We start from the raw sequence: 21,602 nt of genomic DNA, 5'->3' as shown, positions 1-21,602 counted from the left end.
TGCTGGGCTCAGTGGCGGTGCGCCTACACGGTGGTGGAGGAGATCCGGGCGGCGAGGTGCGCGATCGCCTCCGCGCTCGGTGTGCCCGGCTCGGCGTGATAGACGCAAAGAAGGTAGCCGGGCGTGCCGGGCACCACGAGCGTCTGGTGGCGCAGCACGATCTGGCCGTACCCCTTCACCTGCGGGCGTACGTCACCGTCGTAGTACGGGTCGACGTCCTGCCGTTCCCAGAGCGTGCGGAAGACCGGATCCTGCTCGGACAGCCGCGCTGCCAGCTCGTGCAGACGAGGATCGAACGGGTACCCGTAGTAGCGCAGCCGGCGCACCGTCCGCGAGGCAAGCTGGTCCCAGGTCGGCAGCGCACGGACCTCAGGCAGGCTGAACACCGCCTCAGCGATGTTCACGCCCGGTTCGAGCGCATGCGGGACGACGGCACGGGCCATCGCGTTCGAGAGCACCACGGTGTGCCGGGAGTCGATGATGTAGGCGGGCGTGTTCGGCCAAGCGTTCAGAATCGCCGCGAGGTTGTCCATCGAGACCGCGGCCTCCTGTGCCGGCAGGTCGAACGGCTCGGCGCTCGCGAGCAGGAGCATGTAGGAGACGGCGGCCTCGTCCAGCATCAGCGCGCGACCGAGTGCGCGCAGCACCTGGTCCGACGGGGTGCGGTCGCGGCCTTGTTCGAGCCGTAGGTAGTACTCCTGGCTGATGCCGGCGGCGCGGGCGACCTCGTCGCGCCGCAGGCCCGGGACACGACGCCGCGTGTGCGACGTGACGCCCGCTTCCTCGGGGGAGACGACCGCGCGGCGCGCGCGCAGATAATCGCCGAGCGGCGAACCCTTGACACCCAAGTTCGAGTCCTTTCCCTCGAGGTGAGCCCGGCCAGGACCGCAGCTCCGCGACGAGCTGCCTGTCCGCGACAGGGCCACCCTCGGCCCGGGCCACCAGTCTACGGTCGGTGGGGTCGCCGGAGCCTCGGGCGACCGGGAGGGAAGCACCAGTGACGTCGGCTGCCGTCCGTCGCGCCCACGTGACGCGCGCAGCGCTGTTCCGTGAGCCCGCGATCAACGTCTGGTCGCGGTTCGAAGCGCTCGACGACCTGAGCGCTCTCGGCGACGTCCTCGAGGTTACGCCGATCGACCCACCAGGGTCTCGGCTCGTGCGCTTCGGCGGCGACCGGTTCGGTGCCGTGGAGTCCATCACCCGCCGTGAGTCCGGCCTGGTCGCGTACCAGGCACGAGTACCAGGCGGATCCGCCCGCCACGACCTGGACGGCGTAGTCCGTGTCTCCGCCGAGCCCGACGGCTGCAGCCGCGTGACGTGGTCAGCCGAGCTGGTGAGCGACAACGGCCAGGAGGCCCGCGACCATGTCGGCACCTGGCTCGAACGTCGCCTGCAGCTCGCCGGCGGCACGTTGCTGGCCCCCCTGACGATGGAGATCTGGCTGGGCGGCGCCCGGACGGCGACGCTCGTCGCCGGGGCGCGGGACGCCGTCCTCGTGGACGCCCCGTCCGCCACCGTCGAGGCGGAGGACCTCGCAGCCTGGATCCGGTCGACGGGCAAACAGCTGACCGGTGTGATCGTTCTGCCGGGAGGGAGCACTCCGGGCCTGCGAACCGTGCTGCGTGCGTTCCCGGAAGCAGGCGTCGTCGCGGCGCCCACAGCCACAAGGCTGGACCTGGAGGGCCACGAGCTGCGGCTGTTCGACCTCGGCGAGATCGCCGGACGCCGGGCCGCCTTCGTGTCGGTGCGCGATCTGGATGCCGCATTCTGCGGCGACCTCGTCAGCAACGGCGTCCCCGTGCCGCTCGACGGGGTCGACGCCACGGCGCGACAGGCCTGGACTCGTTCGCTGGACCTGCTGCAGGCGCTGCGCCCGGCGTGGACCGTCGCCCGGCATCGCGCTCCCGGCACCCGCAGCGATGCCACCGGGCCTCAGGTGGCATCACTGCGTCGCTACCTGACAGGCCCCGACACACAGCCGACCATGTGATGCGGCGGCCCCGGAGCCTGTCCCCGTTGGGGACACGCGCAGCCAGGCGGGCAGTTCGTAGTTTCGAGCCGGTCAGGGCAATCCCTGACGCACCGCCTCGTTCCCAGGAGCAACCATGGCCTACATCACCACCCCCGATGGCGTCGACATCTACTACACCGAGCAGGGCGAGGGGCAGCCGATCGTCTTCAGCCATGGCTGGCCGCTGAGCTCCGACGCCTGGCAGCCCGAGCTGAAGTTCTTCAGCGACCACGGCTACCGCACGATCGCCCACGACCGCCGCGGGCACGGCCGGTCGAGCAAGACCGCCGAGGGCCACACCATCGACCAGTACGCACAGGACCTGGCGCTCCTCGTCGACACGCTCGAGCTGCACGACGCCATCGTCGTGGGCCACTCCACCGGCGGTGGCGAGGTCGTGAGGTACGCGTCGCGCTACGCGAACGGCCGCGTGGCCAAGGTCGTCACGGCCGGTGCCATCCCCCCGATCATGGTCCTGAACGAGAACAACCCGGGCGGGACTCCGATCGACGTGTTCGACGGCATCCGCGCGGGTGTGCTCAGCGACGCATCCCAGTTCTGGCTCGACCTCGCCGAGAGCTTCTTCGGTGCGAACCACGGCCGCGACGTCTCCTACGGTGCCAAGCTCGACTTCTGGCGTCAGGGCCAGCTGGTGAACCTGTCCGCCGCCTACGACTGCGTCAAGGCGTTCAGCGAGACCGACCAGACAGACGACCTCAAGTCGCTCACCGTCCCGATCCTCATCGCGCACGGCGAGGACGACCAGATCGTCCCGATCGAAGCGGCCGCCCGCCGCGCGATCGACCTCGTGCAGAACGGCACCCTGAAGACCTACCCGGGCGCTCCGCACGGCATCCACGGCGACTTCCGGGCGCAGCTCGACCAGGACATCCTCGACTGGATTCGGCTCTGACCTCAGTACCGCCACAGGGTCCGGCGCTGCGGCAAAAGGCACGCGCCCGGCCCTGTGACAGGTAGCCCCGCCGACACTCGCGCACCCCTCAGCTCCCGACCCCCGGAGGTCATGATGACTACGACCGAGCCCGGCACCCGCAGGCTTCCCTTGAACTTCTTCGGCATCGCGTTCGGCACCGCCGGCCTCGCGGGAACCTGGACCGCGTCCGGCCAGCTGCTCGGCGCCCCGACGGCGGTCGGCGAGACGCTCTGGGCGGCGGCGGCACTGGCCTGGGGGATCATCACGGTCGTCTACCTGCGCCGCTCCGGTGGCCTGCGGGCCGTCGCAGGCGACCTGCGCCACCCCGTGCTCGGTCCGTTCGCATCCCTCGTCCCCGCTGTCGGTTCGCTCCTTGCGGCACACCTGTTCCAGTGGTATCCCGTCGCGTCCGGCATCGCGGTGTGGGTCATGCTCGCCCTGTCTGCTGCGTTCGGGGCGTGGTTCGTCTCGTCCGTGCTGTCGCAGCCGCGCGCCCCCGCCGTGATCCATGGCGGGTACCTGTTGCCCACCGTCGCGGCCAGCCTGATCACCGCGCAGTCGTTCGCGACGATCGGGCACCGCGACGTCGCGATCGGCCTGCTCGCGGTCGGGATCATGTTCTGGATGTTGATCGCCGGTGCGCTCCTCGTGCGCTACGTCACCGGGCCCCCGGTTCCACCCGCGCTGTTCCCGACCATCGCGATCTTCTCCGCGCCCCCGGCTGTGGCAGGCAACGCGTGGTGGGCGATCTCCGACGGTCAGCTCTCCACGGTCGACACCGTATTCGCAGCGCTGATGATCGCGCTGCTGCTGCCGCACCTGTTCCTGCTGCCGATGTACGCACGCACACCGTTCGTGATCGGCTTCTGGGCCACGACCTTCACCGTCGCCGCCAGCGCGACCTACTCGATCCGTCTGCTCACGACGGCGACCGGCGGGACCTTCGGATCGGCGGCCTCGTGGCTGGTACTCCTGGGCGCCACCCTCACCATCGGGGCCGTCGCCGTGCGTTCGCTCACCCTGGTCCCTTGGCCAAGACGGTGACCAGCAGATTGGCGTTCAACGCTCCGGCGATGCCTGAGCGGCTCGGAGAAAGGAACCGGACATGCGTGTAGTCATCGCCGGAGGTCACGGAAAGGTGGCCCGAATCTTGGCGCGACAAGACCATGACGGTCGCGATGCGCTCACCACACAGCTCCATGGCGCGGACGCTGCCCTGTTCGCAGCGGGCTCTGGCGGCGGCAGTACCCCCGAACGTACGAACGCTGTCGACGTCGCCACCATCCTGCTCGAACGTGCAGTCGGACCAGACCCGGGACGCATCCAGTTCGAAGTCACCTCCGGTGAACCGCCGCTCCGCGCAGCGCTGCAAGCATGACCCGGTACTGGTGGGCACCCGCTGGCAGGCATCGGCCCCTAGGACGTGACAGCAATCGTGACATTCCCATCGCACCGTCTTCTCTCGGTGCTGCGTGGGGCACGACGAAGGCCGTCGATCTGGTCGCTCACCAGATCGACGGCCTTCGTCACCGCGTCTCAGCCGCTCTTGCGGCGGAACATCTTCTGCACCGGCCCGGTCGTCTCCGACCCGTGCACGGCGCCCGTGTTCACATCGCTCGCCGACGTGCGGTTCCGGGCCGCGTTCTTGCGGTCCAGCGCCTCGCGGAACCGGGCCTTCGCGTCCGCGCTCGGCGCGGTGGCCTTCTCCTCGGCACGATCCTCGTCGGTCGATGCCGCCTCGGGCTGCTTGTCGTCCGTCACACCGATCACCTCCTCCTGTTTCGGGGGTCCCTCGATCGGGTCCGTCGTCCGCCCCCAGCCTGCACCACCGACCGCGTGGGTGCCAACGCATTTCACGCGCCGGGCACGACGTCGCCGCAGGCCGCAGCCGCAGCGGACCGCCGGCCCGGACTCAGGCCTGGGCCGCGGTGCGCTCCGCGCGCTCGGCGCGCAGCGAGGTGATGGCGCTCTCGAAGTCCTCGAGCGAGTCGAACGACTGGTAGACGCTCGCGAACCGCAGGTAGGCGACCTCGTCGAGCTCGCGCAGCGGGCCCAGGATCGCGAGCCCCACCTCGTAGGCGTCGATCTCGGCGCTGCCCGTGCTGCGCAGCGTCTCCTCGACGCGCTGGGCCAGGATCGCGAGGTCGTCGTCGCTCACGGGGCGGCCCTGGCAGGCCTTGCGCACGCCGGCGACCACCTTGTCGCGGCTGAAGGGTTCGGTGGCGCCGGAGCGCTTCACCACGGACAGGCTGGCCGTCTCGACGGTCGTGAACCGCCGGTTGCAGTTCGGGCACTGCCGCCGACGCCTTATCGACAGGCCGTCGTCGGCCGTCCGTGAGTCCACCACGCGCGAGTCGGCGTGGCGACAGAACGGGCAGTGCATGCTCACTCCTGCGTGGTCGTCCACGGACCGGAGGCCTCCGGTCGCGTCATGACCGTAAGCGGGCAAACCACCGCCATGCAACATCGCCGTAGCATTTGACGGCGAACCGTCGCTCCTGGTCACTCCTCTCTTGTCACCGCCCATTCCTGGCTCGGCCCCTCCTCCGGCGGAGCGTCACTCGTCGGGCAGGAGCAGGAGCTGCCCCACGCGCACCGACGCCGTCCGCAGCTCGTTGAGCTCCTGGAGCCGGGCGACGGCGTCGCGCACGTCCTCTCCGGGCTTCGCGACCTGCTCCGCGTAGCCCCAGAGCGTCTCCCCCGGCTGCACCGCGTGGACCCGGACCTCGAGCGGCTCGCCCGGCGCGCTCGCCACCGCGGTCGCGCCCCAGGTCGCCATCGGCGCCACCACGAGCATCGCGAGCAGCACCAGGACGACGCGGCCGCGCCGCGTGAGGCGCAGCCCCGCGACGCCGAGCCGGTCGGCCACGGTGCGCGACGCCGGCGCGGCCTGCGGGCGGGCGGCGGCGCGAGCAGTCCCGGACGGGTGCCGGACAGGCCCGTGCTCCCGGTGGTCGTGCTCGCGGTGGTGCGCCTGGCGGCGCGTCGACCGGTGCGCCACGTCGTGGCCGGTACCGTGGCCGACGCCGTAGCCGGTGCCGTAGGCCGGGGTGTACTGCCGCAGCGGGATCACGTCCCCCATGGCCCCTCCTCGGGAAGCGAGTCGAACCTCTGTGCGTCATACAGGCGTTCGTCGAACGCACGTACCATTGTGTAGCACGAGACACCGCCCGTGTCGAGACACGCTCGAACATTCGTTTGAGCCGCGCCGCTTTGTGACCTAGAGTGGGCATCGCAGAGGAGAACATTTGTCTGAACGGGAGGGGCACGGGCATGACGGGACGGGACGAGACCAGCGACACGAGAGCCGTCGACACGGCACTCTCCGGCGTCGCCACGCTGGACGCGCCGGGCGACGAGGCGGTCGCCGACGTGCACGCGATCTCGCCGGCGGACCGCCTCACCGAGCGGCAGCGCCTCGTGCTCGACACGATCCGGCAGTCCTTCGAGACCCGGGGCTACCCGCCGTCGATGCGCGAGATCGGTGAGGCCGTCGGCCTCGCGAGCCCCTCGAGCGTCAAGCACCAGCTCCAGATGCTCGAGAAGAAGGGGTTCCTGCGCCGCGACCCCAACCGGCCGCGCGCCATGGAGCTCGTCGAGCCGCTGGCCGAGCAGGTCGAGAAGCCGAGCCGGGGCGAGATCCACTGGCCCGAGCCGCGCCGCAACGGCCAGATCCACTGGGGCAGCTCCGTGCCGGACGACGCGGGCACGCCGCCGCCGTCGTTCGTGCCGCTGGTCGGCCGCATCGCCGCCGGTGGGCCGATCCTGGCCGAGCAGGTCGTCGAGGACGTCTTCCCGCTGCCGCGCCAGCTGGTCGGTGACGGCGAGCTGTTCCTGCTCAAGGTCCAGGGTGACTCGATGGTCGACGCCGCGATCTGCGACGGCGACTGGGTCGTCGTCCGCCAGCAGAACGTCGCCGAGCAGGGCGAGATCGTCGCCGCGATGATCGACGGCGAGGCCACGGTCAAGACGTTCAAGCAGACCGACGGCCACGTGCTGCTGCTGCCGCAGAACCCGGCGTACGAGCCGATCCCCGGCGACGAGGCCCAGATCCTCGGTCGCGTCGTCGCGGTGCTGCGCAGCCTGTAGCTCCCGTCAGTCCTTGTCCACCGGCCGGGTCCGGGACGCCACGTCGTCCGGGACCCGGCCGGCGGCGTCCGGGCCGCGAGCGCGCCGCCCGCCTCAGAAGCCGAACCGCTGCAGCACGCCGCGCACGCTCGCGGCGGACGCGCGCAGCCCGGCGAGCTCGTCGTCCGACATCGGGACGGGCAGCGTGCCCGTGACGCCCCGCCGGTCCACGAGCGACGGCACCGACAGGCAGACGTCGCCGATGCCGTGGTAGCCGTCCAGCAGCGACGAGACCGGCATGATGCGCCCCTCGTCCTTGAGCACGGCCTCGATGATCCGCGTCGCGGCGAGCCCCACCGCATAGTTGGTGGCGCCCTTGCCCGCGATGATCCGGTAGGCGGAGTCGACCACCTCCCGGTGCACCTCCTCACGGACGGCGGCGTCCAGCGGCGCTCGGCCGTCCAGCGGGACCCAGTCCAGGAGCGGCACGCCGCCGATCGACGCCGAGCTCCACAGCGCGATCTCGGAGTCGCCGTGCTCCCCCGCGATGTACGCGTGCACGTTGCCCACCGCCACCCCGCAGCGCTCCGCCAGCACCGCGCGCAGCCGCGACGAGTCCAGCACCGTGCCGCTGCCGAACAGCCGCTCGCGCGGCAGGCCGGAGATCTGCAGCGCCGCGTAGGTCACGACGTCCACCGGGTTGGTCACCATGAGGTAGACCGCGTCCGGCGCGACGTCGACGAGGCCGGGCAGGATCTGCCGCATCAGGCCGATCGTCCCCTCGGCGAGGTCGAGCCTGGTCTGGCCGGGCTTCTGCTTGGCCCCGGCGGTGACCACCACGACGTCGGCGTCCGCGCAGACGGCGACGTCGTCCGACCCGGTGACGTGCGCGGGCGACGTGAACATGAGGCCGTGCCGCAGGTCGAGCACCTCGGCCTCGACCTTGGCCCGGTTCACGTCGTGCAGCGCGATGCTGCGCGCCGACCCGCGGGTGAGCGCGGCGAAGGCCAGCGTGGAGCCGACGGCCCCCGCGCCCACGATCGCGAGCTTGCTGGTCCGCCCCGGTGCGGACGGACCGGACGGGTGAGCGGTGTCGGCTGCCATGCCTTCAGGCTAGGTGTCGAGCCGGGCCAGCGCGGCGCGGACGAGCGACGAGTCGGTCGTGGGCCAGAAGCCCGGCATCGACCGGGTGAGGAACGACGAGTACCGCGCGGTCGCGAGCCGCGGGTCGAGCACCGCCACCACTCCCCGGTCGGCCGTGCTGCGCACCAGCCGCCCGGCGCCCTGCGCCAGGAGCAGCGCGGCGTGCTGCGCGGAGACGGCCATGAAGCCGTTGCCGCCCGCCTGCTCCACCGCCCGGGCGCGCGCCGCCTTGACCGGATCGTCCGGCCTCGGGAACGGGATGCGGTCGATGAGCACGAGCTGGCACGACGGCCCGGGCACGTCCACGCCCTGCCACAGCGACAGCGTGCCGAACAGGCACGTGGCCGGGTCCTCGGCGAACTCGCGCACCAGGGTCGGCAGCTGGTCGTCGCCCTGCGCGAGGATCGGCACGTCGAGCCGCTCGCGCATCGCCTCCGCCACCGCGTTCGCGGCCCGTCGCGACGAGAACAGACCCAGCGTGCGCCCGCCCGCCGCCGAGATGAGCTCCGCGATCTCGTCGAGCTGGGCCTCGGTCGTGGGCTCGCGACCGGGCGCGGGCAGGTGCCGCGCGACGTACAGGATGCCCTGGCGGGCGTAGTCGAACGGGCTGCCGACGTCGAGCCCGCGCCACGACGGGGCGTCCTCGCCCTTCAGGCCGATCGTGCCCGCCACGGGGTCGAACGTGCCGCCCAGCGCGAGGGTGGCCGACGTGAACACGCCGGTCGCCTCCCCCAGCAGGTGCGTGCGGATCAGGCCCGCGACGTGCAGCGGCGCGGCGTGCAGCCGGGTCACGTTGTCCCCGAACCCGCCCCAGCCGTTGTCGGGCCGTGAGCACCACAGCACGTCGGCCGTCGTGTCCTGCGCCGCCATGCGCTCGGCCGTCTCGAAGAGCTGCAGCATGGCGCCCTGGGCCATCTTCAGCCCGGCGTCCGGCTGACCGGCGTCCTTGTTCCTGGCGCCGGACGGGTCGGGCTTGAGCGCGCTGAGCACCTCGCGCGCGGCGTCGCGCACCGCGGCCACCGCCGTGCGCAGGTCGTCCGGGAGGCCCGACGGGAACCGCTCGGCCGGCGCGGTCACGAGCAGCGTGCCGAGGTCCTGCGCGGCCTTGTCGAGCGCCTCGGTGGTGACCCCGCCGTTGCGGCGGGCCAGTCGCGCCGCGTTCTCCACCGACGCCATGGACAGGTCCACCGTGGCCGACGACGTCACCCGGTCGGTGAGCTCGTGCGCCTCGTCGACCACGACGACGTCGTGCTCCGGGAGCACGCCCGGGCTGCCGGTCGCCGCGATGCCGAGCATCGCGTGGTTGGTCACCACGACGTCCGCCTCGCGTGCCGTGGTGCGCGCCTTGTCCGGGAAGCACTCGGCGAGCATGGGGCACCGGCCGCCCAGGCACTCCATCGCCGTGACGGACACCTGCCGCCACGCGCGGTCCGGCACGCCGGGCACCAGGTCGTCGCGGTCGCCCGAGTCGGTCTCGGCCGCCCACTCGTGCAGACGTCGCACGTGGTCGGCGAGCGAGACCCCGGCGTCGCGGCGGCGCGAGGCCCCGCCCCCACCGGCACCCGTGCCCGAGGCGTCCTCGGTGCGGGGGTGGTCCTCACCGCCGGGCAGGTCGAACAGGGTCGGCTCGTCCGCCGGGTACCCGCCGCCGATCTTGTGCACGCACAGGTAGTTGTGCCACCCCTTGAGCAGCGCGATGCGCGGCTCGCGCGGCAGCAGCGGAGCCACCGCCTTCGCCACGAGCGGCAGGTCCCGCGTGATGACCTGGCGCTGCAGCGCGAGCGTCGCCGTCGAGACCACGACCTTGCTCTGCGCCGCCACCGCGTGACGCACCGCCGGCACGAGGTAGCCGAGCGACTTGCCCGTGCCGGTGCCCGCCTGGACCAGCAGGTGCTCGCCCGTGTCGATCGCGTGCGCGACCGCCTCCGCCATCTGCCGCTGGCCGTCTCTGCGACCGCCGCCCAGCTCGCCGACCGCGAGGTCGAGGAGCTCGCCCACCTCGGGGATCTCGGCCGTTCCGGTCGGTGTGTCGGTGCTGTCGGCGGGTGCGTCGGGAAGGCTGGTCACGCCCTCGATCCTAGGCCGGGCCTCCGACATCCACCCCGCCGCCTCCACAGCCCGGCGCCCGGTGCGCGCCCGGGGTCGGCACCCCGCGCCGAGGTGCCGGACCCGAGCGGCCCGGGCCTACCCCTTCACCGCCCCGCCCAGCCCCGCCCCGCTGAGGAACAGCCGCTGGAACGCCAGGAACAACGCGACCGGGAGCACCGTGGAGATCGCGAGCGCCGCGAGGAACACGTCGAGCTCGAGGTACGGCGCGATGGCGGGCAGGCGCACGGACAGCGGCTGGTTCTCCGGGTCGGGCAGCACGAGCATCGGCCAGAGGTAGTCCTTCCAGGCCGCGATGACCGCGAACACCGAGACGACGCCGAGGATCGGCTTCGACATCGGCAGCACGACGCTCCAGAGCAGCCGGAACGGGCCCGCGCCGTCGACCCGGGCGGCCTCGAAGACCTCGCGGGGCAGGCTGTCGAAGAACCGCTTGACGATCAGCACGTTGAACGCGCTGGCGGCCATGGGCAGCCAGACCGCCCAGAAGGTGTTGAGCAGGCTGATGTGCGCGAGCGGCACGTCGAGGATGGTCAGGTACAGCGGCACGAGCAGCACGACGGACGGCACGAACAGCGTGGCGAGCACCAGCCCGAGGATGATCCCGCCGTACCGGGGCCGCAGCACGGACAGCACGTAACCACCGGTCGTGGCGACGAGGAGCTGGAAGAACCAGGCCCCGGCCGCGACGATCAGCGTGTTGAGGAAGAAGTGGTCGATCTCGGCCCGGGTCCACGCGGTGACGAGGTTGGCCCAGTCGACACCGTTCGGGAAGAGCGCGAGCGGGTTGCGCAGCGTGTCCTGGGTGGGGGTCACGGCCGCCTTGGCGAGCCAGAGGATCGGGCCGAGGCCGACCAGGAGCAGGCCGGCCAGGAGGCCGCCCTGGAGCACCCCGAGGGTGGCTCGCACGGCCGGGCGGCGCCGGTCGTGCGCGGAGACGATGCCGCGCTCGGCGGTGTCTGCTGCTGCCATCAGGAGCTCCAGGGTCGGGTGACGCGGAAGTAGATCGCCGACAGCACGGCCAGGACACCCGCGAGCATGAGGCTCAGGGCCGTCGCGGCGCCGTAGTTGCCGCCGAGGCTGCTGCCGAACGCGTAGTCGTAGATGAGCATGAGGATCGTCAGGGTCGCGTTGTTGGGCCCGCCGCCGGTGAACAGGAAGGGTTCGAGGAACACCTGCGACGTGCCGATGACCTGCAGGATCAGGGTGATGAACAGGACGCCGCGCAGCTGCGGCAGCGTGACGTGCCAGATCTTGCGCCACACGCCCGCGCCGTCGACCTCCGCGGCCTCGTAGAGCTCGGTGCGCACCCCGACGAGCGCGGCGAGGTAGATGATGACCGTGCCGCCCGCCGCCGCCCAGGTGGCCTCGAGCACGAGCGAGGGCATGGCGCTGGTCGCGTCCTGCAGCCAGGGGAAGGGCCCGAGGCCGAACCAGCCGGCGACCACGTTGAACACGCCGGTCGGCGAGGCGTCGTAGAAGAACTTCCACAGCAGCACCGCCACGACGGGCGGCACGACGACCGGCAGGTACGCGAGCGCCGAGTAGAGCCCGCGCATCCGCTTGACCTCGCTCATGAGGACGGCGGCGGCCAGGGGTACCGGGTAGCCGAACACGAGCGCGAGCAGCGCGAACCAGAGGGTGTTGGCCACGGCCTTGCCGAGCAGCGGGTCGGACAGGACGAACGCGAAGTTCTCCAGCCCGACGAACTCGGGGGCCGTGACGAGGTTGGTCTGCTGGACGCTCATGATCAGCGCCCGGCCGATCGGGAACCAGGAGAAGACCCCGAACACGAGGATCATCGGCAGCGCGATGACCAGGGTGCTCAGGCCGCCGTCGCGCAGCCAGCCCGCGGGCGTGCGGCGGGCACGCCGGCGGGTCGGGGGCGACGACGGCGGGGTGGCCGCCGTCGTCGCCCGCACAGGGCCGGTCAGGGTGGTCATCGCCTCAGGCGCGGTCGATCAGGATCTGGACCTGGACCTGGGCGTCGGCGAGCAGCGCCTCGATGTCCGCGTCCTCGTCCGTGAGCACGGCCTGGACCACCGGGTCGAGCGCCGCGTAGACGTCCTGGGTCGCGACGGGCGGCTCGGGGACGACCGGCTGGTCGAACATCTGCTCCGTCATCGGCGCGAAGTTCTCCAGCGGGACGTTGACGTACTCCTCGATCCAGCTCTGCTGCTCCTCGTAGGTCTCGCGGTCGAAGATCGGCAGGGCGGGGGCGCCGACCGGCTGGTCGGTCTCGGCCGCGACCTCGGCCTCGGCGACAGCGGCCTCCTGGTCGGTCAGCTTGGAGATGTAGTAGAAGTCGATCCACTTCACCGCGGCGGCCTGCTCGGCCTCCGACGCCGCCGAGCTCACGGCCGCCAGGGTGCCGCCGCCGAGCGTGCCGGCGTCGTCGCCCTCGAGGGGCAGCACGGTGACGCCGTACTCGTCGGGGTTCATCTGGTTCTGGGTGAACAGGTTCGGGTAGTTGGCGCCGCCCGAGATGTACATGCCGATCTTGCCCGCGGCGAAGTCCTGGTTGATGGTGCCCCAGTCGTACAGGAAGCTGGAGCCCATGGAGTCGTCCTCCCACCGCATGTCGTGGAGCATCTCCAGGGCCTGGACGGTCGCCGGGTTGTCGACCGTGGCGGTGACGTCCTCGCCCTCCCCCTCGAGGATGCGGCCGCCGAGCGCGTAGGTCTCGGTGGTCAGGATCCAGCCGCCGGTGTTGCTCTGCGTCATGTGCGCGTAACCGGCCTGGCCGGTCTTCTCGGCGATGGCCTCGGCGGCCTCGCGGACCTCGTCCCAGGTGGCGGGCGGGTCGTCGGGGTCGAGGCCGGCCTCCTCGAAGAGCTGGCGGTTGTAGTGCAGGCCCTGGTTGTACGCGGCGATCGGCACGGCCCACATGCCGCCGTCGGCGGCCTGACCCGCCGCGGCGATCGTCGGGTTGAAGTCGTCCGCGTAGGGCAGCTCGGCCACGAGGTCGCTGATGTCGGCGATCTGGCCGGCCTCGATGAGCCCGCGGCCGTCCGTGAACGGGATCGGGAAGACGTCGGGGAGGGTGCCGCCCGCGAGCTCGGCCGCGAACGTCGTGCCGGACCAGGTGAACTCCTTCGTCTCGACCTGGATGTCCGGGTTGGCCTCCTCGAACTGCGCGATGCGCTCGTCGAACGCGTCGACGGCCGCCTGCTCCAGGCCGGCGTCGATCGCGACCTCGATGGTCACGGGGCCGGTCGGGTCGTCCGACGCCTCGGACGACGACCCGCAGGCCGTCAGTGTCCCGACGGACAGGACGCCCACCAGGGCGAACGCCGCGCGGCTGCGTGCTGACTTCATTGTCACTCCTTGGTCTGGTGCCACTGGGGCGGCACGTGAGGGAAGGGATCAGGTCGGTTGGGTCAGTGCGCCGTCTCGAGCCAGACGGCGGTGTCGGGCCCCACCACGCCGTCGGCGGGGCCGCTCGCCAGGAGCACCGTGGCGCCGGCGGGCAGGGGAACGGGCTCGGTGCCGAGGTTGACGACGCACGCGAAGCGGTCGCCACGCGTGAAGGCGAGCACGTCGTCCCCGCCGTGGTCGAGCCACGTCAGCGGGGCGGTGTGCAGCGCGGGCAGGTCGCGGCGCAGGTGCAGGGTGCGGCGGTAGAGGGTCAGCATGGAGGCCGGGTCGCCGTCCTGCGCCTCCACGGACAGGTCGGCCCACGCGGCGGGCTGCGGCAGCCAGGGGTCGGCGCCGCCGTCGGGGCCGAAGCCGAGGCTGGAACCGGTGCGCGCCCACGGCAGGGGCACACGGCAGCCGTCGCGTCCGGGGTCGACGCCGCCGGAGCGGAAGTGCATCGGGTCCTGGATGGCCTCGCGCGGCACGTCCGCCTCGGGCAGGCCGAGCTCGTCGCCCTGGTACACGTACAGGGCGCCGGGCAGAGCGGCGACCAGGAGCGCGGCCGCCCGCGCCCGCCGTCGGCCCAGCTCGAGGTCGGTCGGCGTGCCGAAGCGCTTGGCCGCGAAGTCGAAGGACGAGTCCTCGCGGCCGTAGCGTGTCACGGGCCGCGTGATGTCGTGGTTGGAGAGCACCCAGGTCGCCGGGGCGCCCACGGGGGCGTGCGCCTCGAGCGTGGTGCGGATCGACTCCCGCAGCTCCTTGGCGTCCCACGGCCGGGCCATGAAGTCGAAGTTGAACGCCGTGTGCATCTCGTCGGGGCGCAGGTACTGCGCGAACCGCTCGTGGTCGGCGAGCCACACCTCGCCGACGAGGACGCGCGGCTCGTCGTACGCGTCGGCGACACGGCGCCAGGAGCGGTAGATGTCGTGGATCTCGTCGCGGTCCAGGTGGGGGTGCTCCCCCGGGCCGGGCGCCTCGGGCACCTCGGGCAGACCGGGGTCCTTGACGATGAGCGCGGCGGAGTCGATGCGGATGCCCGCGGCACCGCGGTCGAACCAGAACCGCAGCACGTCCTCGTGCTCGCGCCGCACGTCGGGGTGGTTCCAGTTGACGTCGGGCTGCTCGGGCGTGAACAGGTGCAGGTACCACTGCCCGGGCGTGCCGTCGGGGTTCGTCGTGCGGGTCCACGTGTCGCCCTGGAAGCTCGACACCCAGCGCGTCGGCATCTCGGCGCCGCCGGCGCCCTTGCCGTCGTGGAACCAGAACCGCTCCCGCTCGGGCGAGCCGGGACCCGCCGCGAGCGCCGCGCGGAACCACTCGTGCTCGGAGGAGATGTGGTTCGGCACGACGTCGACGATCGTGCGGATGCCTGCCTCGCGGGCCTCGGCGATGAGCGCCTCGGCGTCCTCGAGGGTGCCGAACGCCGGGTCGATCGTGCGGTAGTCGCGCACGTCGTACCCGCCGTCGGCCAGGGGCGAGGCGTACCAGGGCGTGTACCAGATGGCGTCCACGCCGAGGTCGCGCAGGTAGCCGAGCCGCGAGCGGACGCCGGCGAGGTCGCCGGTGCCGTCACCGTTCCCGTCGGCGAAGCTGCGGGGGTAGACCTGGTAGATCACGGCGCTCCGCCACCAGTCGGAGGAGGCGGGCCGGGGTGCGCCGGGCGCGGACATCGTCGTCATGCCGTGAACCGTAAGTCACACGACAACGCCCGCGCAAGAACTCGACAGAAGGTTTATCGTTTTGCGACAGACTTCGCCCGCACCCGCGCAGCGGCCGTCGACGCACGGACGACCAGCTCGGGCTCGAAGAGCAGCTCGTCGCGCGGCACGTCGCTGCCGTCCACGAGGGCGGCCAGCAGGTCGACGGCGGCGCGGCCCATGGGCTCGATCGGCTGCCGCACGGTGGTCAGCGCCGGGTCGGTGGAGTTCATGAGCGCCGAGTCGTCGAAGCCGACGACGGACACGTCGCCCGGGCAGGTCAGCCCGACGCGGCGCACCGCGCGGATCGCCCCGAGGGCCAGCGGGTCGCTCGCGCACACGATCGCCGTGGCACCCCGCTCGACCAGGCGGTTGGCCGCGGCCTGACCGCTCTCCAGGGAGTACTGCGAGTGCACCACGAGGTCGGGGTCGAGCTCCAGGCCCGCGCGCTCGGCGAACCGCCGGGCGGCCGCCAGCTTGCGCTCCGACGGCACGTGGTCGGCCGGGCCCAGCAGCAGCCCGACGCGCTCGTGGCCCAGCGACACCACGTGGCCGAGCGCCTGCTCCATCGCGACGAGGTCGTCGCACGCCACGCTCGGGAACGACAGGTCCTCGATCGCCGCGTTGATGAGCACGACGGGCAGGCCGAGCTCCTCGAGCCGGCGGTAGTGCGCGTGGTCGGCCTCGCGCTCGGCGTAGAAGCCGCCCGCGAAGATCACCCCGGACACCTGCTGCTGGAGCAGCAGGTCGATGTACTCGGCCTCGGTGATGCCGCCGGCCGTCCGCGTGCACAGCACAGGGGTGTACCCCTGCTGGGCCAGCGCTCCCCCGATCACCTCGGCGAACGCCGGGAAGATCGGGTTCACCAGCTCGGGCAGCACGAGGCCCACCAGCCGGCCGCGGCTGCCGCGCAGCTTGGTGGGCCGCTCGTAGCCCAGCACGTCCAGGGCGGTGAGCACCGCGTCCCGCGTGCCCTGGGACACCCCGGGCTTGCCGTTGAGCACGCGACTGACCGTCGCCTCGCTCACGCCCACCTTCTTCGCCACATCCGAAAGCCGTCTCGACATGGGTCGATCCTAGCCACGAACAACGCAAGCCGCTTGCATGACTTGCACAGTCACGCAAACGGCTTGCGTCTGGTCGGCGGGTGCCTGACGTGGTCAGGCCAGGGTCACGAGGCCACGGCCACCTTGTGCAGCTCGGTGGCGAGCTGCTCGTCGACGCGCCCGCGCACGTGGGTGCCCGTCGCGACGTGCTCGGTGAGCTCGATGTCGCCGTGCTCGTGCACGCGGTGCACCAGGTCGCCCCGGTCGTACGGGACCACCAGGTCGACCTGGACGCCCGGGCGCGGCAGCTCGGCCGCGATCCGCGCGCGCAGCTCGGCGATGCCCTCGCCCGAGTGCGCGGAGACGACGGCGGTGTGCCGCTCGCGGCGCTGGATCCGCCCCACGACCGTGGGGTCGGCGACGTCCGCCTTGTTGAGCACCACGATCTCGTGGACGTCCTCGAACGCGGGGATCTCGGACAGCACCTCGCGCACCGCCGCGATCTGGCCCTCGGGGTCCGGGTGAGAGGCGTCGACCACGTGCAGCAGGATGTCGGCGTCGCCGACCTCCTCCAGCGTGGACCGGAACGCCTCCACGAGCTGGTGCGGCAGGTGCCGCACGAACCCGACCGTGTCGGCCAGCGTGTACACGCGGCCGTCCTCCGTGCGGGTGCGCCGGACCGTCGGGTCCAGCGTCGCGAACAGGGCGTTCTCGACGAGCACTCCCGCACCGGTCAGCGCGTTGAGCAGCGACGACTTGCCGGCGTTGGTGTACCCGGCGATCGCCACCGCGGGGATCGCGTTGCGCCGGCGGCTCAGGCGCTTGGTCTCGCGCGCCGGCTTCATCGCGGCGATCTCACGCCGCAGCTTGGCCATCCGGTTGCGGATGCGACGCCGGTCGAGCTCGATCTTCGTCTCGCCGGGACCGCGCGAGCCCATGCCCGCACCCGCGCCGCCCACCTGGCCACCGGCCTGGCGGGACATCGACTCACCCCAGCCGCGCAGGCGCGGCAGGAGGTACTCGAGCTGCGCGAGCTCGACCTGGGCCTTGCCCTCACGGGACTTGGCGTGCTGGGCGAAGATGTCGAGGATCAGCGCGGTCCGGTCGACGACCTTGACCTTCACCACGTCCTCCAGCGCGCGGCGCTGGGACGGGGCGAGCTCGCTGTCCACGACCACGGTGTCGGCGCCGGTGGCCAGCACGACCTGCGCCAGCTCCTGCGCCTTGCCCGAGCCCAGGTAGGTGCCGGGATCCGGCTTCTGCCTGCGCTGCAGCAGGCCGTCGAGCACCTGCGAGCCCGCGGTCTCCGCGAGCGCGGCGAGCTCGCGCAGCGAGATCTCCGCCTCCTGCGCGGCCCGCTCGCCGCCTGCGTACAGGCCGACGAGCACGACCTTCTCCAGGCGCAGCTGCCGGTACTCGACCTCCGTGACGTCCTCGAGCTCCGTCGAGAGGCCGACGACGCGCCGCAGCGCGGTGCGCTCCTCGAGGTCGAGCTGGTCGCCGTCGGCGTCGGTGTGCACGGTCTCGCCGTCGGCACGTGCGGTCCCCGCCCGAGCGAGAACCCGTGCCACGACATCGTTCGCGATCGCCTGCGCCTGCGCCTGCGACTCGCTGAGTTCGGGCGTCTCCTGCTCAGGGAGCTCGGGCTCTGTCGGGGTGTGGGTCATGTAGTTCCTGACTCTCGGTGGTGGCTGGTACTGATCCCAACCACGAGGTACAACAAGGATCCCACGCCACAAAGTCCCGCGGCCATGTGTTTCCGGGTGTGTTTCTCCGTCCGGTGCGGGGCTCAGAGCTCCCGCCGCATCACGCGCCGGCGCCTGGTCGGCCGGCTGACCTCGGTCAGCCCTGCCGCGGCGAACGGTCCCGGCGTGCCGACGTTCACCTCGCCCCAGGCGATCTCCTGGCCCGGCGCCGGCACGATCGGGTACCCCTCGACGGCACGCGCCCCCTGCTCGCGCGCGTGCTCGACGGCCGCGGCAGCCAGGTCGTACATCAGTCCCTGCCTGCGGAACCCCGCCCGGACCGCGAAGCACGTGACGGCCCACACGCCGGCGTCGTCCTTGTCCTCGGCCCGGCCCGCCCACGGCACCTGGCTGCCGCGGTAGCGCACGAACTCGGTGCGCGGCGCGACGGCGACCCAGCCCACCGGCTCCTCGCCGAGGTACCCGAGCAGGGCTCCCGACGTCAGCCCGGGCCCGACGTCGAGCTGCTCGCGCAGGTGGTGCGCCCGCTCCTCGACCGAGAGGTGCCACCACGCGCCGTCGCCGAGGCGGATGCGCTGGCACTGGCAGTGGTGGGTGCCACCGCGCAGGCCGAACACCGTCTGCACGTCGTCCCAGGCCTCCGGGGTCGCGGGCACGACCCGCGTGCGCATCTCCATGCGCCATGGCTAGCACCGGCCGCACCCCGCGGCAAGCGCCTACGATTCTCCGGTGCCCACCGACCACTACTTCACGGCCCAGCCCGCCTCGGACGACGAGCGCCGCGTCCGCACCGTCCGCCTCGCGGGGCGGGACGTGGACGTCGAGGTGGCGGCGGGCGTCTTCTCGCCCGGCGGCCTCGACAAGGGCACGGCGGTGCTGCTCGACCGGGTGCCGGAGCCGCCGCCGTCGGGCCACCTGCTCGACCTGGGGTGCGGGTGGGGGCCGATCGCGCTGACCCTCGCGCTGGAGGCGCCCGCGGCGACGGTGTGGGCCGTCGACGTCAACGAGCGCGCGCTCGACCTCGTGCGCCGCAACGCGGAGCGGCTCGGCCTGTCGAACGTCCGCGCGGTCCTGCCCGACGACGTGCCCGACGACGTCGCCTTCGCCGCGTGCTGGTCCAACCCGCCGATCCGCGTGGGCAAGGAGGCGCTGCACGCCCTGCTCACGCGCTGGCTGCCGCGCCTGGCCGACGGCGGCGCGGCGTGGCTCGTGGTCCAGAAGAACCTCGGCTCGGACTCGCTCGCACGCTGGATCACCGAGGCGCTCGGCCTGCCGGTCGAGCGCGAGGCGTCGTCCAAGGGGTTCCGGGTGCTGCGGGTGGGCGCCTGACGCCGGCCGCCCCACCGCGTGTCAGAGCGTGAGCTCGCCCGAGTAGACCAGCTCGGCGGGGCCGGCCAGCTCGACCGTGCCGCCGTCGAGCACCCGCACGCGGACCTCGCCGCCCGGGACCTCCACGCGCCACGTGTCCGGCGCGCCCGCGCCGGACGATCCGCCCTGCCAGGTGCGCACCGCGAGCGCCGCGGCGCACGCACCCGTACCGCACGACGGCGTCTCGCCCACCCCGCGCTCGTGCACGCGCATGCGCAGGCGCCCGACGGGCCCGTCGGGGCCGTCCTCCTCGCCCAGCGGCACCACGAGCTCGACGTTCGTGCCGTGCGGCGGTACCGGCGCGACCTCGGGCGCGCGCCCGAGGTCGAGGCCGTCGAGCTCCTCGACGCTCGACAGGGCGACCACGGTGTGCGGGTTGCCGAGGTCGACGCTGAGCGCCGGGCGCGGCTGCGACCACCCGCGGACGGCGACCGCGGCGTCGTACCCCTGGGCGACCGCCACGTCACCGGCGGGCAGGAACCACGCGCCCATGTCGACGGCGTACCAGCCGCCCGGCTCCTTGGTGACGCGCTTGACGCCGGCGCGCGTGCCGAGGCTGAGCGGCCCGGTGGTCAGGTCGGCGAGCCCGAGCTGCTCGGCGAAGGCGGCGAACACCCGCACGCCGTTCCCGCACATCTCCGCGACCGAGCCGTCGGCGTTGCGGTAGTCCATGAACCACACCGCGCCCGGCTCCTGCTCGAGAGCCTCCTGCGCGGCCCGCTCGCCCGCGCGGGCGAGCGCCGCGGTCGGCGCGAGGCGGATGACGCCGTCGCCGCCCACGCCGCCGCGTCGGTCGGCCAGCCGCCGCACCTGCTCGGGGCGGAGGTCGAGGGCACCCTCCGGGTCGGCGACCAGCACGAAGTCGTTGTGCGTGCCGTGGCCCTTGGTGAACGCGAGGGTCCCGGCCGTGGGGGCTGCGGGCGCCGGGGTGGTCGCAGGCTGCGTCATGATCCCAGGCTACGGCGCACCGGCGCGTCGTCCGACATCCGTCCGGCCTCCGGGAGGGTGCCGTCGTCCGCCGCCGCGACGACCGCGAGCGCCTCGTCGAGCAGGCGGGGCGAGGCGGCGTCGAGCCACCGCACGCGCGGGTCGCGGCCGAACCAGCCCATCTGCTTGCGGGCGAGCCTGCGCGTGTTGGCGACGACGGCGTCGCGGGCCTCCTGCTCGGTGAGCTCCCCGCGCCACCAGGCGAGCACCTCGGCGTAGCCGACGGCGCGGGCGGCGGTCACGCCGAGGCCCGGACCGGTCCCGCCCTGCTCGGGGCTCGCGAGCACGCGGACCTCGTCGACCAGCCCGGCGTCCCACATGCGGTCGACGCGCGCCGCGACGCGGGCGTCGAGCACGTCGCGCGAGCAGTCGAGCCCGATCTGCACCGCGGGGCGCACGTACTCCTGGCGCGGCAGGTTGGCGGTGTAGGGCCTGCCGGTCAGCTCGATGACCTCGAGCGCGCGCACGATGCGGCGCGTGTTGTGGGGGCCGATGCTCTCGGCGGCCTGGGGGTCGAGGCGCTCCAGCTCGGCGTGCAGGGCGCGCCGGCCCTCCGTCTCGGCGCGCGCCTCCAGCCGGGCGCGGACCTGGGGGTCGGTACCGGGGAAGTCCATCTGGTCGAGCAGCGCGCGCACGTACAGCCCGGACCCGCCCACGACGACGGCGCGCGCTCCCCGCCCGGCGATCGCGTCCAGGTCGGCGCGCGCCGCCTCCTGGTAGCGCGCCACCGACGCGTCCTGCACCGGGTCGAGCACGTCGAGCTGGTGGTGCGCGATGCCGCGGCGCTCGGCGGGCGGCACCTTCGCCGTACCGACGTCCATGCCGCGGTAGAGCTGGTAGGCGTCGGCGTTGACGATCTCGGCGGGCGCCGCGTCGGTGCCCAGCGCCTCGGCCAGGTCCAGCGCGAGGTCCGACTTCCCGGTGGCGGTGGGGCCCACGACGGCGACGACTCTCACGCCGTCACCCTACGGTCGGCCCGGTCCCGGGACGAACCGTCACGCCGTGACGACACGGTACGCGGACGGCAGGTACTCGTCCTCCTGCGGGAAGGTGAGCACCCGTGCCCCGGCCAGGTCGACGCCGGCCTCGCGCAGCGCCGCCCGCACGCCGGGCGTGAGCGCCGCCGGGCCACGGTCCTGGCTGCCGGGGGCTCCCCCGCCGGCGACGACGAGCACGGGG

At 72.8% G+C, this 21,602-nt stretch carries 22 protein-coding genes; 5 read left to right on the top strand and 17 right to left on the bottom strand.

The genetic code is table 11. From position 1 onward, the window contains the following. Positions 1 to 23: 23 nt before the first annotated feature. Positions 24 to 926: a helix-turn-helix transcriptional regulator gene (locus tag HLB15_RS09940; RefSeq protein ID WP_189086972.1), complete on the bottom strand. Its 903-nt coding sequence runs from the start codon at positions 924 to 926 to the stop codon at positions 24 to 26. A 230-nt stretch (positions 927 to 1,156) separates the two neighbouring features. Between HLB15_RS09940 and HLB15_RS09935 the strand changes: the two genes are divergently transcribed. The 3 genes from HLB15_RS09935 to HLB15_RS09925 all read left to right on the top strand — a co-directional run bounded on the left by HLB15_RS09935 (position 1,157) and on the right by HLB15_RS09925 (position 3,989). Beyond that, a complete protein-coding gene (locus HLB15_RS09935; RefSeq protein WP_171105134.1) occupies positions 1,157 to 1,990 on the top strand; it encodes an MBL fold metallo-hydrolase in 834 nt (277 codons plus the stop codon). 115 nt (positions 1,991 to 2,105) lie between these two features. Further along, positions 2,106 to 2,924 (top strand): alpha/beta fold hydrolase, encoded by an 819-nt coding sequence (locus HLB15_RS09930; RefSeq protein ID WP_171105133.1) that lies wholly within the window; start codon positions 2,106 to 2,108, stop codon positions 2,922 to 2,924. Positions 2,925 to 3,038: 114 nt separating this feature from the next. Then, complete coding sequence (locus HLB15_RS09925; protein WP_212759711.1) at positions 3,039 to 3,989, top strand: SLAC1 family transporter; 951 nt, start codon at positions 3,039 to 3,041, stop codon at positions 3,987 to 3,989. On the opposite strand, the gene HLB15_RS09920 is transcribed toward HLB15_RS09925, so the two are convergent. From HLB15_RS09920 to HLB15_RS24150, 4 genes are all read right to left on the bottom strand, one after another. Then, positions 3,961 to 4,317: a hypothetical protein gene (locus HLB15_RS09920; protein ID WP_171105131.1), complete on the bottom strand. Its 357-nt coding sequence runs from the start codon at positions 4,315 to 4,317 to the stop codon at positions 3,961 to 3,963. The two genes, HLB15_RS09925 and HLB15_RS09920, sit on opposite strands and share 29 nt — an antisense overlap. A 164-nt stretch (positions 4,318 to 4,481) precedes the next feature. Then, positions 4,482 to 4,706 (bottom strand): DUF5302 domain-containing protein, encoded by a 225-nt coding sequence (locus HLB15_RS24155; RefSeq protein WP_229785209.1) that lies wholly within the window; start codon positions 4,704 to 4,706, stop codon positions 4,482 to 4,484. Between the two features lie 151 nt (positions 4,707 to 4,857). After that, positions 4,858 to 5,328, bottom strand: coding sequence for a transcriptional regulator NrdR (gene nrdR / locus HLB15_RS09910; protein WP_171105129.1), 471 nt, complete (start codon positions 5,326 to 5,328; stop codon positions 4,858 to 4,860). A 174-nt stretch (positions 5,329 to 5,502) separates the two neighbouring features. Next, on the bottom strand, positions 5,503 to 6,027 hold the full coding sequence (locus tag HLB15_RS24150; RefSeq protein ID WP_229785211.1) for a LysM peptidoglycan-binding domain-containing protein: 525 nt from the start codon (positions 6,025 to 6,027) through the stop codon (positions 5,503 to 5,505). Between the two features lie 191 nt (positions 6,028 to 6,218). Here HLB15_RS24150 and lexA point away from each other — a divergent pair, with 191 nt between their 5' ends. Continuing rightward, positions 6,219 to 7,034, top strand: a complete 816-nt coding sequence (lexA, locus tag HLB15_RS09900) for a transcriptional repressor LexA (protein WP_373291076.1) — start codon at positions 6,219 to 6,221, stop codon at positions 7,032 to 7,034. A 93-nt stretch (positions 7,035 to 7,127) separates the two neighbouring features. On the opposite strand, the gene HLB15_RS09895 is transcribed toward lexA, so the two are convergent. The 9 genes from HLB15_RS09895 to HLB15_RS09855 all read right to left on the bottom strand — a co-directional run bounded on the left by HLB15_RS09895 (position 7,128) and on the right by HLB15_RS09855 (position 18,745). Further along, positions 7,128 to 8,117 carry an L-lactate dehydrogenase gene (locus HLB15_RS09895; RefSeq protein WP_171105128.1) on the bottom strand — a complete coding sequence of 330 codons (990 nt, stop codon included), beginning with the start codon at positions 8,115 to 8,117 and terminating at the stop codon, positions 7,128 to 7,130. A 9-nt stretch (positions 8,118 to 8,126) separates the two neighbouring features. After that, positions 8,127 to 10,253, bottom strand: coding sequence for an ATP-dependent DNA helicase (locus HLB15_RS09890; RefSeq protein WP_373291077.1), 2,127 nt, complete (start codon positions 10,251 to 10,253; stop codon positions 8,127 to 8,129). A gap of 87 nt (positions 10,254 to 10,340) precedes the next feature. After that, the gene (locus tag HLB15_RS09885) at positions 10,341 to 11,234 is read right to left on the bottom strand and encodes a carbohydrate ABC transporter permease (protein WP_171105127.1); all 894 of its coding nucleotides are present in this window, start codon (positions 11,232 to 11,234) and stop codon (positions 10,341 to 10,343) included. Beyond that, positions 11,234 to 12,205: a carbohydrate ABC transporter permease gene (locus tag HLB15_RS09880; RefSeq protein WP_171105126.1), complete on the bottom strand. Its 972-nt coding sequence runs from the start codon at positions 12,203 to 12,205 to the stop codon at positions 11,234 to 11,236. The genes HLB15_RS09885 and HLB15_RS09880 overlap by 1 nt, the downstream gene beginning before the upstream one ends. Before the next feature lie 4 nt (positions 12,206 to 12,209). Beyond that, positions 12,210 to 13,580, bottom strand: a complete 1,371-nt coding sequence (locus HLB15_RS09875; RefSeq protein ID WP_171105125.1) for an ABC transporter substrate-binding protein — start codon at positions 13,578 to 13,580, stop codon at positions 12,210 to 12,212. A 62-nt stretch (positions 13,581 to 13,642) separates the two neighbouring features. Next, positions 13,643 to 15,298: a glycoside hydrolase family 13 protein gene (locus tag HLB15_RS09870; RefSeq protein WP_171105124.1), complete on the bottom strand. Its 1,656-nt coding sequence runs from the start codon at positions 15,296 to 15,298 to the stop codon at positions 13,643 to 13,645. Between the two features lie 53 nt (positions 15,299 to 15,351). Continuing rightward, entirely contained in the window at positions 15,352 to 16,383 is a 1,032-nt protein-coding gene (locus tag HLB15_RS09865) for a LacI family DNA-binding transcriptional regulator (protein ID WP_171105123.1), read from the bottom strand. 104 nt (positions 16,384 to 16,487) lie between these two features. Beyond that, the gene (gene hflX, locus HLB15_RS09860) at positions 16,488 to 18,029 is read right to left on the bottom strand and encodes a GTPase HflX (protein ID WP_171105122.1); all 1,542 of its coding nucleotides are present in this window, start codon (positions 18,027 to 18,029) and stop codon (positions 16,488 to 16,490) included. Positions 18,030 to 18,151: 122 nt separating this feature from the next. Beyond that, positions 18,152 to 18,745, bottom strand: a complete 594-nt coding sequence (locus HLB15_RS09855; protein WP_171105121.1) for a GNAT family N-acetyltransferase — start codon at positions 18,743 to 18,745, stop codon at positions 18,152 to 18,154. Positions 18,746 to 18,797: 52 nt separating this feature from the next. Here HLB15_RS09855 and HLB15_RS09850 point away from each other — a divergent pair, with 52 nt between their 5' ends. Beyond that, entirely contained in the window at positions 18,798 to 19,397 is a 600-nt protein-coding gene (locus tag HLB15_RS09850) for a class I SAM-dependent methyltransferase (protein ID WP_171105120.1), read from the top strand. Positions 19,398 to 19,418: 21 nt separating this feature from the next. Here the strand turns inward: HLB15_RS09850 and dapF are convergent, their stop codons facing one another. From dapF to HLB15_RS09835, 3 genes are all read right to left on the bottom strand, one after another. Beyond that, entirely contained in the window at positions 19,419 to 20,384 is a 966-nt protein-coding gene (gene dapF, locus HLB15_RS09845; RefSeq protein WP_171105119.1) for a diaminopimelate epimerase, read from the bottom strand. Then, a complete protein-coding gene (gene miaA, locus HLB15_RS09840; RefSeq protein ID WP_171105118.1) occupies positions 20,381 to 21,379 on the bottom strand; it encodes a tRNA (adenosine(37)-N6)-dimethylallyltransferase MiaA in 999 nt (332 codons plus the stop codon). The genes dapF and miaA overlap by 4 nt, the downstream gene beginning before the upstream one ends. A 39-nt stretch (positions 21,380 to 21,418) precedes the next feature. Next, positions 21,419 to 21,602, bottom strand: a 184-nt coding sequence (locus HLB15_RS09835) for a hypothetical protein (protein WP_171105117.1), incomplete at its 5' end; no start/stop codon positions are given.

Origin of the sequence: Promicromonospora citrea (assembly GCF_013004695.1) — a bacterium.
Classification (GTDB): domain Bacteria; phylum Actinomycetota; class Actinomycetes; order Actinomycetales; family Cellulomonadaceae; genus Promicromonospora; species Promicromonospora citrea.
This window is presented reverse-complemented; position numbering and strand designations above follow the sequence as displayed.